The 14,741-nt window shown below is 66.5% G+C and carries 9 protein-coding genes; all 9 read left to right on the top strand.

From position 1 onward, the window contains the following. Nucleotides 1–3: 3 nt before the first annotated feature. The 9 genes from rplA to fusA all read left to right on the top strand — a co-directional run bounded on the left by rplA (nucleotide 4) and on the right by fusA (nucleotide 14,728). Entirely contained in the window at nucleotides 4–705 is a 702-nt protein-coding gene (gene rplA, locus ABVN73_RS08840) for a 50S ribosomal protein L1 (protein ID WP_137139011.1), read from the top strand. Nucleotides 706–972: 267 nt separating this feature from the next. Then, entirely contained in the window at nucleotides 973–1,491 is a 519-nt protein-coding gene (rplJ, locus tag ABVN73_RS08835) for a 50S ribosomal protein L10 (protein ID WP_353857671.1), read from the top strand. A 57-nt stretch (nucleotides 1,492–1,548) separates the two neighbouring features. Continuing rightward, nucleotides 1,549–1,926 carry a 50S ribosomal protein L7/L12 gene (gene rplL, locus ABVN73_RS08830; RefSeq protein ID WP_094306329.1) on the top strand — a complete coding sequence of 126 codons (378 nt, stop codon included), beginning with the start codon at nucleotides 1,549–1,551 and terminating at the stop codon, nucleotides 1,924–1,926. Between the two features lie 233 nt (nucleotides 1,927–2,159). Beyond that, on the top strand, nucleotides 2,160–6,353 hold the full coding sequence (gene rpoB, locus ABVN73_RS08825; protein WP_353857670.1) for a DNA-directed RNA polymerase subunit beta: 4,194 nt from the start codon (nucleotides 2,160–2,162) through the stop codon (nucleotides 6,351–6,353). Nucleotides 6,354–6,453: 100 nt separating this feature from the next. Continuing rightward, a complete protein-coding gene (gene rpoC, locus ABVN73_RS08820) occupies nucleotides 6,454–10,623 on the top strand; it encodes a DNA-directed RNA polymerase subunit beta' (RefSeq protein WP_353857669.1) in 4,170 nt (1,389 codons plus the stop codon). 111 nt (nucleotides 10,624–10,734) lie between these two features. Further along, a complete protein-coding gene (locus ABVN73_RS08815) occupies nucleotides 10,735–11,448 on the top strand; it encodes a DJ-1/PfpI family protein (RefSeq protein ID WP_353857668.1) in 714 nt (237 codons plus the stop codon). A 320-nt stretch (nucleotides 11,449–11,768) separates the two neighbouring features. After that, complete coding sequence (gene rpsL / locus ABVN73_RS08810) at nucleotides 11,769–12,140, top strand: 30S ribosomal protein S12 (RefSeq protein WP_012973201.1); 372 nt, start codon at nucleotides 11,769–11,771, stop codon at nucleotides 12,138–12,140. A gap of 12 nt (nucleotides 12,141–12,152) precedes the next feature. Beyond that, nucleotides 12,153–12,623 (top strand): 30S ribosomal protein S7, encoded by a 471-nt coding sequence (gene rpsG / locus ABVN73_RS08805; RefSeq protein ID WP_014241043.1) that lies wholly within the window; start codon nucleotides 12,153–12,155, stop codon nucleotides 12,621–12,623. Between the two features lie 26 nt (nucleotides 12,624–12,649). Next, the gene (gene fusA, locus ABVN73_RS08800; protein WP_353857667.1) at nucleotides 12,650–14,728 is read left to right on the top strand and encodes an elongation factor G; all 2,079 of its coding nucleotides are present in this window, start codon (nucleotides 12,650–12,652) and stop codon (nucleotides 14,726–14,728) included. Nucleotides 14,729–14,741 lie beyond the last annotated feature (13 nt).

Below are 14,741 nucleotides of genomic sequence, written 5' to 3'. Positions count from 1 at the left end.
CCCATGGCGAAGCTCGGCAAGCGTCTGACCGATTCCTACAAGAAGGTCGACCGCGAGGCGCTCTACTCGCTGGAAGGCGCCGTCTCCCTGCTGAAGGGCCTGCCCAAGGCGAAGTTCGATGAGACCATCGAAATCGCGATGAACCTGGGCATCGATCCGCGTCACGCCGACCAGATGGTCCGCGGCGTCGTGAACCTGCCGAACGGCACCGGCAAGACCGTGCGCGTCGCCGTGTTCGCCAAGGGCCCCAAGGCGGACGACGCCCTGGCCGCCGGCGCGGACATCGTCGGCGCCGACGATCTGGCCGAGAAGATCCTGGCCGGCAACATCGACTTCGACCGCTGCATCGCGTCCCCGGACATGATGGGCGTCGTCGGCAAGCTCGGTAAGGTCCTCGGCCCGCGCGGCCTGATGCCGAACCCGAAGCTCGGCACCGTGACCCCCGACGTGGCCGGCGCCGTCAAGGCCGCCAAGGCGGGCGCCGTGGAGTTCCGCGCCGAGAAGACCGGCATCGTGCACGCCGGCGTCGGCAAGGCCAGCTTCTCGGAAGAGGCGCTGGTGCAGAACATCCGCGCCTTCGTGGATGCGATCACCCGCGCCAAGCCGACCGGTGCCAAGGGCCAGTATCTGCTGAAGGTCTCGCTGTCCTCGACCATGGGGCCGGGCCTGAAGCTGGATCTGTCCACTCTGGCCGCCACGGCCTGAGTGACCTGAGTTTCGCCGCCGGCTCCCTCGGGAACCGGCGGCGATCGGGTGTCCCTGCGGGGGCGCCCTCCCTGTCCAAGACCGCTGGTGCCCGCGCCTCTCCGGAGGCAAGGGCTTAAACCCGCCAGAGCAGACAGGAGTTGAACCGTTAACCACGCGGGCTCGCCCGCGGTTCAGGAACGGCTCGAACTTCTGGGACAGGTTCGCCGGGGCCTTCGACCGAAAGGGAAGGGGCCCCTCGTAAACCTCTGTGCAAGGAGGCGATCCGTGGATCGTACACAAAAAGAAGCGACGATCGCGGACCTGCAGTCGAAGCTCCAGGACACGGGCCTGGTGGTGGTCACCCACCATCTGGGCCTGACGGTGGCGGAAGTCACCGACCTGCGTGGCAAGATGCGGGCCGCGGGCGCGGGCTTCAAGGTGACGAAGAACCGGCTCGCCCGCCGCGCCCTTCAGGGCACGCAGTTCGAAGGTCTGGACGGTCTCTTCAAGGGACCGACCGCGATCGCCTTCTCGAAGGACCCGGTGGCCGCCGCCAAGGTGGTGGCCGACTACGCCAAGTCCAACGAGAAGCTGAAGATCGTCGGCGCCGCTCTCGGCAACCAGGTCCTCGACGCGGAGGGAGTCAAGGCTCTCGCCACGCTCCCGTCGCTGGACGAACTGCGCGCCAAGCTCGTGGGCATGATCCAGACCCCGGCGACCCGCATCGCCGGCGTTCTCCAGGCTCCGGGCGGCCAGGTCGCCCGCGTGCTGGCGGCCTACGCGAAGAAGGACGAGGCGGCCTGAGCCGCATCCGTCTAACTCTCTACCCATCCCAGAACATCGAGTTGTTGGAGCATTAAAATGGCTGATCTGCAGAAGCTGGTCGACGATCTCTCGGCCCTGACCGTCATCGAGGCCGCCGAGCTGTCGAAGCTGCTGGAAGAGAAGTGGGGCGTTTCCGCCGCCGCTCCGGTGGCCGTTGCCGCCGCCGCCGGCCCGGCCGCCGCCGCTGCCCCGGTCGAGGAGCAGACCGAGTTCAACGTGATCCTCGCCGACGCCGGCGACAAGAAGATCAACGTGATCAAGGAAGTCCGCGCCATCACCGGCCTGGGCCTGAAGGAAGCCAAGGACCTGGTCGAAGGCGCTCCGAAGCCGGTCAAGGAAGGCGTGTCGAAGGACGAGGCCGCCAAGATCAAGAAGCAGCTTGAAGAGGCCGGCGCGAAGGTCGATATTAAGTAAGACCGTCTTGCTGCGACGGATAAGACATATCCACGCCGGACGGCGGCTGGTCCCCGAGGGGGCCCGCCGCCGCACGGCGTTTTCTGCCTTCCACCGGACCGAGTTTCTCGGTCCGGCTCTTTCCGTCCCTGCATAAGGGGCGGGCCGCGCGATCATCGCCGCGTCGCGGCGAGCACCCTGGTTCGCGTGCTTCTGGTCGAGCGTACTCACGATTCTGACGTTTGGGGACATCCATGGCCAAATCCTTTACGGGTCGAAAGCGTGTTCGGAAGAGCTTCGGGCGCATCCCGGAAGTCACCCAGATGCCCAACCTCATCGAGGTGCAGCGCAGCTCCTACGACCACTTCCTGCAAATGGACGTCCCGCCGGAGAAGCGGGCCAACCTGGGTCTGCAGGAGGTGTTCCGGTCGGTGTTCCCGATCAAGGACTTCTCCGACCGCGCCGTCCTCGACTTCGTGAAGTACGAGCTTGAGCAGCCGAAGTATGACGTCGAGGAGTGCCAGCAGCGCGGCATGACCTTCGCCGCCCCGCTGAAGGTGACCCTGCGCCTCTCCGTCTTCGACGTGGAAGAGGACACGGGCCTGCGCTCGATCCGCGACATCAAGGAGCAGGACGTCTACATGGGCGACATGCCCCTGATGACGGCCAACGGCACCTTCATCATCAACGGCACCGAGCGCGTCATCGTCTCGCAGATGCACCGCAGCCCGGGCGTCTTCTTCGACCATGACAAGGGCAAGACCCATTCGTCGGGCAAGTATCTCTTCGCCGCCCGCGTGATCCCGTACCGCGGCTCCTGGCTCGACTTCGAGTTCGACGCCAAGGACCTCGTCTACGTGCGCATCGACCGCCGCCGCAAGCTGCCGGCCACCACGCTGCTCTTCGCCCTGGACGGCGCGGAGACCGAGGCGCTGCGCGCCGAGCGGAAGGCCCAGAAGAAGGACCTGCTGCCCTACGAGGCGCAGGGCATGTCGAAGGAAGAGATCCTCAATTTCTTCTACGAGACGATCACCTACACCCGCGCGTCGGGCGGCTGGAAGACCCCCTTCAACGCCGACCGCATGAAGGGCGTGAAGGTCGCCTCCGACCTCGTGGACGCGACCTCCGGCCAGGTCGTCGCCGAGGCCGGCACCAAGATGACGCCGCGCCTGATCAAGAAGCTGGTCGAGGGCGGCCTCACCGAGCAGCTCGTCTCCACCGAGGAGCTGACCGGCCGCTACCTCGCCGTCGACATCATCAACGAGCGGACCGGCGAAGTCCTGTTCGAAGCCGGTGACGAATTGTCGGCCAGCGATCTCGACAAGCTGGAGAAGGCCGGCGTCGACGAGCTGCCGGTGCTGGCGATCGACCATCTCAACGTCGGCGCCTACATCCGCAACACGATGGCGGCCGACCGCAACGCGTCCCGCGAGGACGCGCTGATCGACATCTACCGCGTCATGCGTCCGGGCGAGCCGCCGACCCTGGAGTCGGCCGAGGCGCTGTTCGCCGGCCTGTTCTTCGACAGCGAGCGCTATGACCTCTCGGCGGTGGGCCGCGTCAAGATGAACGCGCGCCTGAACTTCCAGACCGACGACAGCGTCCGCGTCCTGCGCAAGCAGGACATCATGTCGATCCTCAAGGTCCTGGTGAACCTGAAGGACGGCCGCGGCGAGATCGACGACATCGACCATCTCGGCAACCGCCGCGTCCGCTCGGTCGGCGAACTGATGGAGAACCAGTACCGCGTCGGCCTGCTGCGCATGGAGCGCGCGATCCGCGAGCGCATGAGCTCGGTCGAGATCGACACGGTCATGCCGCACGACCTGATCAACGCCAAGCCGGCGGCGGCGGCGGTGCGCGAGTTCTTCGGCTCCTCGCAGCTCTCGCAGTTCATGGACCAGACCAACCCGCTGTCCGAGATCACGCACAAGCGTCGTCTCTCGGCCCTCGGCCCGGGCGGTCTGACCCGCGAGCGCGCCGGCTTCGAGGTGCGCGACGTGCACCCGACGCACTACGGCCGCATCTGCCCGATTGAGACGCCCGAAGGTCCGAACATCGGCCTGATCAACTCGCTGGCGACCTACGCCCGCGTGAACCAGTACGGCTTCATCGAAAGCCCGTACCGCAAGGTCATCGACGGCCGGGTCACCGACGAGGTGGTCTACCTCTCCGCCATGGAGGAGGGCCGCTACGTCGTCGCCCAGGCGAACGCCGAGCTGGACGCGGACAACCGCTTCGCCGCCGACCTCGTGTCGTGCCGGCAGGGCGGCGAGTACCTGATGTTCCGTCCGGAGGCCATCGACCTGATCGACGTGTCGCCGAAGCAGCTCGTCTCCGTCGCCGCGGCGCTGATCCCGTTCCTCGAGAACGACGACGCCAACCGTGCGCTGATGGGCTCGAACATGCAGCGTCAGGCGGTGCCGCTGGTCAAGGCCGACGCGCCGCTGGTCGGCACGGGCATGGAGGCCACGGTGGCCCGCGACAGCGGCGTGACCATCGTCGCCAAGCGCAAGGGCATCGTCGACCAGATCGACGCGACCCGCATCGTGGTCCGGGCCACCGACTCGTCCGACGCCACGGCGCCGGGCGTGGACATCTACAACCTGCTGAAGTTCCAGCGTTCCAACCAGAACACCTGCATCACCCAGCGTCCGCTGGTGAAGGTGGGCGACCGCGTGGCGGCCGGCGACATCATCGCCGACGGCCCCTCGACGGAGCTGGGCGAGCTGGCGCTGGGCCGCAACGTGCTCGTCGCCTTCATGCCGTGGAACGGCTACAACTTCGAGGACTCGATCCTCATCAACGAGCGCATCGTCAAGGACGACGTCTTCACCTCGATCCACATCGAGGAGTTCGAGGTCATGGCCCGCGACACCAAGCTGGGCCAGGAGGAAATCACCCGCGACATTCCGAACGTCGGTGAGGAAGCCCTCAAGAACCTCGACGAGGCCGGCATCGTCTACATCGGCGCCGAGGTCCGTCCGGGCGACATCCTGGTCGGCAAGGTGACGCCGAAGGGCGAAAGCCCGATGACGCCGGAAGAGAAGCTGCTGCGCGCCATCTTCGGCGAGAAGGCGTCCGACGTCCGCGACACCTCGCTGCGCCTGCCGCCGGGCGTGGCCGGGACGATCGTCGAGGTCCGCGTGTTCAGCCGCCGCGGCGTCGACAAGGACGAGCGCGCCCTGGCGATCGAGCGCGCCGAGATTGAGAAGCTGGCCAAGGACCGCGACGACGAGCGCGCGATCCTGGAGCGCAGCTTCTACACCCGCCTGAAGGAGGTCATCCTCGGCCAGACCGCGCAGTCCGGCCCGAAGGGCATGAAGGCCGGCACGGTCCTGACCGACGCCGAGCTGGCGAACCTGACCAAGGGCCAGTGGCGCCAGATCTCCATCGCCGACGAGCAGGTGATGGAGACGGTGGAGAGCCTGGGCAAGGTCTTCGACGACTCGATCCAGGCGCTGCAGAACCGCTTCGAGAACAAGGTCGAGAAGCTGCAGCGCGGCGACGAGCTGCCGCCGGGCGTGATGAAGATGGTCAAGGTCTTCGTCGCGGTGAAGCGCAAGCTGCAGCCGGGCGACAAGATGGCCGGCCGCCACGGCAACAAGGGCGTGGTCTCGCGCATCCTGCCGCAGGAGGACATGCCGTACCTTGAGGACGGCCAGCCGGTCGATCTGGTGCTGAACCCGCTGGGCGTGCCGTCGCGCATGAACATCGGTCAGATCCTGGAGACCCACCTGGGCTGGGCTTCGGCCGGCCTCGGCAAGCAGATCGGCCGCGCCATCGACCAGTACCGCCTCGCCATGAAGGGCCGCGGCGACGCCGCCCAGACCATGGACGGGCTGCGCATCACGCTGAAGGAGGCCTACGGCGAGAAGGTCTACGACGACCAGATCGCCGACATGACCGAAGGCGAGCTGCTGGAGCTGGGCGGCAACCTGCGCAAGGGCGTTCCCTTCGCCACGCCGGTCTTCGACGGCGCCCGCGAGGAGGACATCTGCCAGCAGCTCGAGAAGGCGGGTCTGGACCGCTCCGGTCAGGTCACCCTGATCGACGGCCGCACCGGCGAGGCCTTCGACCGCAAGGTGACCGTCGGCTACATCTACATGCTGAAGCTGCACCACCTCGTGGACGACAAGATCCACGCGCGCTCGATCGGTCCGTACTCGCTGGTCACCCAGCAGCCGCTCGGCGGTAAGGCCCAGTTCGGCGGACAGCGGTTCGGTGAGATGGAGGTGTGGGCGCTCGAAGCCTACGGCGCCGCCTACACGCTGCAGGAAATGCTCACGGTCAAGTCGGACGACGTGTCCGGCCGCACCAAGGTCTACGAGGCGATCGTCCGCGGAGACGACAACTTCGAGGCGGGCATCCCTGAGTCCTTCAACGTTCTGGTCAAGGAGCTGCGCTCCCTGGGCCTGAACGTCGAGCTGAACCAGCGGACGTACTGAGCCAAAGAGACTTGAACCCGCCGGAGGAGGGGCCATGTTGGCCCCTTCCGGCGGGAACTGCCCTTAACCGACAACGCGGCGCTGCCAGCGGGAGACGGTCATGAACGAGTTGATGAACATTTTCGGCCAGGTCCAGGGTCCTCAGAGCTTCGATCAGATCCGCATCCAGATCGCGAGCCCCGAGCGCATCCGGTCCTGGTCGTTCGGCGAGATCAAAAAGCCGGAAACCATCAACTATCGCACTTTCAAGCCTGAGCGCGACGGCCTGTTCTGCGCCCGCATCTTCGGCCCGATCAAGGACTACGAGTGCTTGTGCGGCAAGTACAAGCGCATGAAGTACCGCGGCATCATCTGCGAGAAGTGCGGCGTCGAGGTCACGCTGTCGAAGGTCCGGCGCGAGCGCATGGGCCACATCGAGCTGGCCTCGCCGGTCGCGCACATCTGGTTCCTGAAGTCCTTGCCGAGCCGCATCGGTCTGCTGCTCGACATGACGCTGAAGGATCTGGAGCGCATCCTCTATTTCGAGAACTACGTCGTCATCGAGCCCGGCCTGACGCCGCTGAAGCTGCACCAGCTCCTCAGCGAGGAGGAGTTCGTCTCCGCCCAGGACGAGTACGGCGAGGACGCCTTCACCGCCTCCATCGGCGCCGAGGCGCTGCGCATCATGCTGTCGGCGCTGGACATGGAGGAGGAGAAGAAGACCTGCCGCGAGGAGCTGCGGGACACCTCGTCCGAGGCCAAGCGCAAGAAGCTCGTGAAGCGCCTGAAGCTGATCGACGCCTTCCTGTCGTCGCAGTCGCGTCCGGAATGGATGATCCTGGAAGTCATTCCGGTGATCCCGCCGGAGTTGCGCCCGCTCGTCCCGCTGGACGGCGGCCGCTTCGCCACGTCCGACCTGAACGACCTGTACCGCCGCGTCATCAACCGCAACAACCGTCTGAAGCGGCTGATCGAGCTGAAGGCGCCGGACATCATCGTCCGCAACGAGAAGCGCATGCTGCAGGAGGCCGTCGACGCGCTGTTCGACAACGGCCGCCGCGGCCGCGTCATCACCGGCGCCAACAAGCGCCCGCTGAAGTCGCTGTCCGACATGCTGAAGGGCAAGCAGGGCCGCTTCCGTCAGAACCTGCTCGGCAAGCGCGTCGACTACTCGGGCCGTTCGGTCATCGTGGTCGGTCCGGAGCTGAAGCTGCACCAGTGCGGCCTGCCGAAGAAGATGGCGCTGGAGCTGTTCAAGCCCTTCATCTACGCGAAGCTGGAGCTGTACGGCCTCGCCTCGACCATCAAGGCCGCCAAGCGGATGGTCGAGAAGGAGCGTCCCGAGGTGTGGGACATCCTCGAGGAGGTCATCCGCGAGCATCCGGTGATGCTGAACCGCGCGCCGACGCTGCACCGCCTGGGCATCCAGGCCTTCGAGCCGACGCTGATCGAGGGCAAGGCGATCCAGCTGCACCCGCTGGTCTGCACCGCCTTCAACGCGGACTTCGACGGCGACCAGATGGCCGTGCACGTCCCGCTGAGCCTCGAGGCCCAGCTGGAAGCGCGCGTCCTGATGATGTCGACCAACAACATCCTGTCGCCCGCCAACGGCAAGCCGATCATCGTCCCGTCGCAGGACATCGTGCTGGGTCTCTACTACATCACGATGGACCGGCCGGGCGAAGTGGGCGAGGGCATGACCTTCGCCAACGTCGGCGAGATCGAGCAGGCGCTCGACGCCAAGGTCGTGACGCTGCACGCCAAGGTGAAGGCGCGCTACAAGGGCGTGGACGAGAACGGCGACGAGAAGATCTCCATCGTGGAGACGACCCCGGGCCGCATGCTGCTGTCCGAGATCCTGCCGCGCAACCCGGCGGTGCCCTTCGCGCTGATCAACCGCCTGCTGACCAAGAAGGACGTCGGCAACGTCATCGATGCCGTCTACCGCCATTGCGGTCAGAAGGAGACGGTGATCTTCGCCGACCGCCTGATGAAGCTCGGCTTCGGCCACGCCTGCCGCGCCGGCATCTCCTTCGGCAAGGATGACATGGTCATCCCCGAGGCGAAGAAGAAGCTGGTCAACGACAGCAAGGAGCGGGTGAAGGAGTTCGAGCAGCAGTATCTCGACGGTCTGATCACCCAGGGCGAGAAGTACAACAAGGTCGTCGACGTGTGGTCGGAATGCACCGAGAAGGTGGCGACGGAGATGATGAAGGTCATCTCCGACACCGCTCCGGGCAAGCCGGTGAACTCGGTGTACATGATGGCCCACTCCGGCGCGCGCGGCTCGGCCGCCCAGATCCGCCAGCTGGCGGGCATGCGCGGCCTGATGGCCAAGCCGTCGGGCGAGATCATCGAGACGCCGATCATCTCGAACTTCAAGGAAGGCCTGACCGTGCTGGAGTACTTCAACTCCACCCACGGCGCCCGCAAGGGTCTGGCCGACACCGCCTTGAAGACGGCGAACTCCGGTTACCTGACCCGTCGTCTCGTCGACGTGGCCCAGGACGCCATTATCGTCGAGACGGATTGCGGCACCGACAAGGGCATCACCGTCAAGGCGGTGATCGACGGCGGCGAGGTCATCTCCCCGCTGGGCGACCGCATCCTCGGCCGCACGGTGGTCGGCGACCTGATCGACCCGCTGAACGGCGAGCTGATCGTGCCGAACGCCGGCCTGATCGACGAGGCCACGGTGGACCGCATCGAGCGTTCGGGCATCGACAGCGTCATGATCCGCTCGGTCCTGACCTGCGAGACCAAGGACGGCGTCTGCGCCAAGTGCTACGGCCGCGATCTGGCCCGCGGCACGCTGGTGAACGTCGGCGAGGCGGTCGGCGTCATCGCCGCCCAGTCGATCGGCGAGCCGGGCACGCAGCTCACCATGCGCACGTTCCACATCGGCGGCGCGGCGCAGCGCGGTGCGGAGCAGAGCCAGGTGGAGGCGGCGTTCGATGCCACGGTGCGGATCAACAACCGCAACGTCGTCATCAACTCGTCGAGCATCCCGGTGGTCATGGGCCGCAACACCGAGGTGATCCTGCTCGACGAGCAGGGCCGCGAGCGGGCGCGTCACCGCGTTCCGTACGGTGCGAAGCTGCTCGCCGACGAGGGCGTGAAGGTCGAGCGCGGCCAGAAGCTGGCCGAGTGGGACCCCTACACCCTGCCGATCATCACCGAGCGCGAGGGTACCGCCCACTACGTCGACCTCGTGGAGGGCATCTCCATGCGCGAGGTGATGGACGAGGCGACCGGCATCTCGTCGAAGGTCGTGGTGGACTGGCGTCAGCAGCCGCGCGGTGCGGATCTGAAGCCGCGCATCACGCTGCGCGACGAGCGGGGCGAGGTCATCACGCTGGCCAACGGTCTGGAGGCCCGCTACTTCATGTCGGTCGACGCCATCCTCTCGGTCGAGAACGGCGCCCATGTGAAGGCCGGTGACGTGCTGGCGCGTATCCCGCGCGAGTCGTCCAAGACCCGCGACATCACGGGCGGTCTGCCGCGCGTGGCCGAGCTGTTCGAGGCGCGCCGTCCGAAGGACTTCGCGATCATCTCGGACCTCGACGGCCGCGTGGAGTTCGGCAAGGACTACAAGACCAAGCGCCGCATCGTCGTCCGCAACGACGAGACGGGGGATGAGCGCGAGTATCTGATCCCGAAGGGCAAGCACATCTCCGTGCAGGAGGGTGACTATGTCCAGCGCGGCGACCTGCTGATGGACGGCAACCCGGTGCCGCACGACATCCTGTCGGTGATGGGTGTGGAGGCTCTGGCCAACTACCTGATCAACGAAATCCAGGACGTCTATCGACTGCAGGGCGTGAAGATCAACGACAAGCACATCGAGGTGATCGTCCGCCAGATGCTGCAGAAGGTCGAGATCACCGACGCCGGCGAGACCACCTTCCTGGTGGGCGAGCAGGTCGATCGTCAGGAGTTCGACGAGGAGAACGAGAAGACCGTCGCCGAGGGGCTGAAGCCGGCCGCCGGCCACCCGGTCCTGCAGGGCATCACCAAGGCGTCGCTGCAGACCCGGTCCTTCATCTCCGCCGCGTCGTTCCAGGAGACCACCCGCGTCCTCACCGAGGCGGCGGTGTCGGGCAAGACCGACAACCTGGAAGGCCTGAAGGAGAACGTCATCGTCGGCCGCCTGATCCCGGCGGGCACGGGCTCCGTCGTCAACCGTCTGAAGCAGATCGCCGCCGAGCGCGACCGCGCCCTGGCGGAGGGCGAGGGCGGCGACGGCGAGGCTCCGGCCCTGCCGCAGCCGGGCGAGAGCACCGCGGCCTGAGGCTTCGGCGCATAGGGTAGGGAAGGGGGCGCGTTCCGCAGGGGACGCGCCCCTTTCTCGTTTGTTGCGGTGGGTTTAGGATCGTCCACGCCCCGCATCGGAGTCTTCGCGATGACCGAGAACGCGCCCAGTTTCGGCCTGCTGTTGTTTCCCAACGTCACGCAGCTCGATCTCACCGGCCCCTATGAGGTGCTGGCCCGCGTTCCCGGCGCCCAGGTCCATTTGCTGTGGAAGACGCTCGACCCGGTGCGGTCCGACACCGGCCTGACCATCCTTCCCACCGCGACCCTGGCCGACGCTCCCCGGCTCGACCTCCTTCTGGTGCCGGGCGGAGGCGGCATCAACGCGCTGCTGACCGACGAGGAGGTCCTGTCCTTCCTGGCGGACCGGGCCTCCGGCACCCGCTATCTCTCCGGGATCTGCACCGGCTCCCTGGTGCTCGGCGCGGCCGGGCTGCTCGAGGGGAAGCGGGCCGGCACGCATTGGGCCTCCCGCGGCTTTCTCCCGGCCTTCGGCGCCACGCCGGTGGCGGAGCGCGTCGTGGTGGACGGCACGCTGTTCACCGGCGGCGGCGTGACCGCGGGAATCGATGTGGCGCTCCGCATCGTCGGCGAACTGTTCGGCGAGCAGGCCGCCAAACTCGTCCAGCTTGCCATCGAATACGACCCGAAGCCGCCCTTCGACGCCGGGTCGCCGGCCGGGGCGGGGGAGGGGGTGGCGGCCGATCTCCTGGCCCGGATGCGACCGATGCTGGACGCGCGGGCCGCCGCGGTGGCGGCGGGCGTCGAGGCGTTGCGCCGCCGCCGGTCCAGGCGCGCCGGCTGACGCGGAAAGGTCGTCGAAGCGCACGACGAACGGTCATCTGCGCGCTTGACGGGTCCATGGCAGACCCATATAGTCCGCGAACTTCAAAAGGAGCCTCGGGAAGGTCTTTCGTCCATCCCGCCCGGCATCCGGCTGAACCCAAGCGACATAGCCGAACGACAGGGCCCCTGCGGACCGATCCGACGGCGTTCGACCATTGGGCCCGCTCGAAGCCCTCCAGGCTTCGCAGGCGGGCTTTTGCATCGTCCGGTTCGTGCCGGGCGTTTTTCCAATCGGTCCGGCTCCGCCGGCCGATCGACCTGAAGGGATGAAGGGCAGATATGCCGACGATCAACCAGTTGATCCGTAAGCCGCGCGAGCCCTTGGCCGCGCGCAATAAGGTTCCCGCGATGGAGGCGTGCCCGCAGAAGCGTGGCGTCTGCACCCGCGTCTACACGACCACGCCGAAGAAGCCGAACTCGGCTCTGCGTAAGGTCGCCCGCGTTCGCCTGACGAACGGCTTCGAAGTGACCTCCTACATCCCCGGTGAAGGCCATAACCTCCAGGAACACTCGGTGGTTATGATCCGCGGCGGCCGTGTGAAGGATCTTCCCGGCGTTCGCTACCACATCATCCGCGGCACGCTCGATACCCAGGGCGTGAAGGACCGTAAGCAGCGTCGTTCGAAGTACGGCGCGAAGCGTCCGAAGTAAGGAGTATTCACGATGTCCCGTCGTCGTCGCGCCGAGAAGCGTGAGGTCCTGCCGGACGCCAAGTATGGCGACCGCGTCCTGACCAAGTTCATGAACTGCCTGATGCTGGACGGCAAGAAGTCCGCCGCCGAGCGCATCGTCTACGGTGCGCTGAGCCGCATCGAGGCCAAGACCAAGAACGAGCCGGTTCAGGTCTTCCACGACGCCCTGCTGAACGTGAAGCCGCACCTCGAAGTGCGCTCGCGTCGCGTCGGTGGCGCCACCTACCAGGTTCCGGTCGAGGTCCGCACGGACCGTGCCCAGGCCCTGGCCATCCGTTGGCTCATCGGCGCCGCCCGCGCCCGCTCGGAAAACACCATGACCGAGCGTCTGTCGGGTGAGCTGCTGGATGCCGCCAACCAGCGTGGCACCGCCGTGAAGAAGCGCGAGGACACCCATCGTATGGCGGAAGCCAACAAGGCCTTCTCGCACTACCGCTGGTAAGGCACCCACCGGCCCAGGTGCTTGTCATGCCCCGTTCCCATCCCCTGAACCGTTACCGCAACATCGGCATCATGGCCCACATCGATGCCGGGAAGACCACGACCACCGAGCGGATTTTGTACTACACTGGAAAGTCGTACAAAATCGGCGAGGTGCACGAGGGCACCGCGGTGATGGATTGGATGGAGCAGGAACAGGAACGGGGCATCACCATCACCTCCGCGGCCACGACCTGCTTCTGGCGCGATCACCGCATCAACATTATCGACACGCCCGGCCACGTCGACTTCACGATCGAAGTCGAACGTTCCTTGCGCGTGCTCGACGGTGCTGTTGCGGTGTTCGATTCCGTTGCGGGGGTGGAGCCTCAGTCCGAGACCGTGTGGCGGCAGGCCGACAAGTACGGCGTGCCCCGCATGTGTTTCGTCAACAAGCTGGATCGCACCGGCGCGGACTTCTTCCGCTGCGTCGACATGATGAAGGAACGGCTGGGCGCCTTTCCGCTCGTCCTCCAGCTTCCGATCGGGTCCGAGGCCAGCTTCGTGGGCGTCGTCGATCTGGTCGGCATGCGCGCCATCGTCTGGAAAGAAGAGACGCTGGGCGCCGAGTTCTATTACACCGACATTCCCGACGCCCTGAAGGACGCCGCGGCGCATCACCGCCAGGCGCTGCTCGACGCCGTCCTGGAACTCGACGACGCGGCCATGGAGGCCTATCTCGAGTCCGGGCAGGAGCCGTCCGAGGAGACGCTCAAGGCCTGCATCCGCAAGGGCACGGTCGGCCTGCGCTTCGTGCCGGTCCTCTGCGGCTCCGCCTTCAAGAACAAGGGCATCCAGCCGATGCTGGACGCCGTGGTGGACTATCTTCCGGCCCCCGTGGACGTCGGAACGGTCAAAGGACACCGCGTCGGCAGCCCCGAGACGGACGAGCGCGCACCGGACGACGCCGCTCCCTTCTCCGCGCTCGCCTTCAAGATCATGAACGACCCCTTCGTCGGGTCGCTGACCTTCGTGCGCGTCTATTCCGGCACCGTCGCCTCCGGCACCGCCGTGCTGAACCCAGGCAAGGACGAGAAGGAGCGCATCGGCCGCATGCTGCTGATGCACGCCAACAGCCGTGAGGAGATCGACGAGGCCTACGCCGGCGACATCGTCGCCTTCACCGCGCTGAAGAGCACGACGACCGGCGACACGCTGTGCGATCCCGCCAAGCCCATCGTCCTGGAACGGATGGAATTTCCGGAACCGGTCATCGAGGTGGCCGTCGAGCCGAGATCCAAGGCCGATCAGGAAAAGATGAGCATGGCGCTGTCCCGCCTCGCCCAGGAGGACCCGTCCTTCCGCGTGGCCGTCGACCATGAGAGCGGTCAGACGATCATCAAGGGCATGGGCGAACTGCATCTAGAGATCATCGTCGATCGCATGAAGCGGGAGTTCAAGGTGGATGCCGACGTGGGCGCGCCGCAGGTGGCGTACCGCGAGACCATCACCCGGACCGCCGAGATCGATTACACCCACAAGAAGCAGACCGGGGGCACCGGCCAGTACGCCCGCGTCAAGCTGGTCTTCGAACCGTTGCCCGCCGGCAGCGGATTCGTCTTCCGGAACAAGGTTGTCGGCGGCGCCGTGCCCAAGGAGTTCATTCCGGGCGTGCAGAAGGGGCTGGAGTCCTCCCTGCACAGCGGCGTGGTCGCCGGCTTCCCGGTCATCGACCTCGAGGTGGCGCTGGTCGACGGCGCCTTCCACGACGTCGACTCCTCGGTGCTGGCCTTCGAGATCGCGACCCGCGCGGCCTTCCGCGAGGGCATGCAGAAGGCCGGCCCGATGCTTCTGGAGCCGATCATGAGGGTTGAGGTGGTGACGCCCGAGGACTACATGGGCGACATCATCGGGGACCTGAACAGCCGCCGCGGCCAGATCACCGCCATGGACCAGAGGGGCAACGCCCGCTCGATCCAGGCGATGGTTCCGTTGGCGTCGATGTTCGGCTATGTGAACACCCTGCGCTCGATGAGCCAGGGACGCGCGCAGTACACGATGCAGTTCGACCACCACGAGCCGGTGCCGCAGACGATTGCGGAGACCATCCGCGCCAGGATGGCCTGAAACCGCTGGAACG

It is taken from the genome of Azospirillum formosense (assembly GCF_040500525.1).
Classification (GTDB): Bacteria; Pseudomonadota; Alphaproteobacteria; order Azospirillales; family Azospirillaceae; genus Azospirillum; species Azospirillum formosense_A.
The sequence above is the reverse complement of the archived record's forward strand: the minus strand, read 5'-3'. Positions and strand labels throughout refer to the sequence as shown.

Bases quoted from the DNA above. Each gene is read 5' to 3' on its own strand.
- rplA (WP_137139011.1), top strand. From the start codon at position 4: ATGGCGAAGCTCGGCAAGCGTCTGACCGATTCCTACAAGAAGGTCGAC.
- rplL (WP_094306329.1), top strand. From the start codon at position 1,549: ATGGCTGATCTGCAGAAGCTGGTCGACGATCTCTCGGCCCTGACCGTC.
- rpoB (WP_353857670.1), top strand. From the start codon at position 2,160: ATGGCCAAATCCTTTACGGGTCGAAAGCGTGTTCGGAAGAGCTTCGGG.
- rpoC (WP_353857669.1), top strand. From the start codon at position 6,454: ATGAACGAGTTGATGAACATTTTCGGCCAGGTCCAGGGTCCTCAGAGC.
- ABVN73_RS08815 (WP_353857668.1), top strand. From the start codon at position 10,735: ATGACCGAGAACGCGCCCAGTTTCGGCCTGCTGTTGTTTCCCAACGTC.
- rpsL (WP_012973201.1), top strand. From the start codon at position 11,769: ATGCCGACGATCAACCAGTTGATCCGTAAGCCGCGCGAGCCCTTGGCC.
- rpsG (WP_014241043.1), top strand. From the start codon at position 12,153: ATGTCCCGTCGTCGTCGCGCCGAGAAGCGTGAGGTCCTGCCGGACGCC.
- fusA (WP_353857667.1), top strand. From the start codon at position 12,650: ATGCCCCGTTCCCATCCCCTGAACCGTTACCGCAACATCGGCATCATG.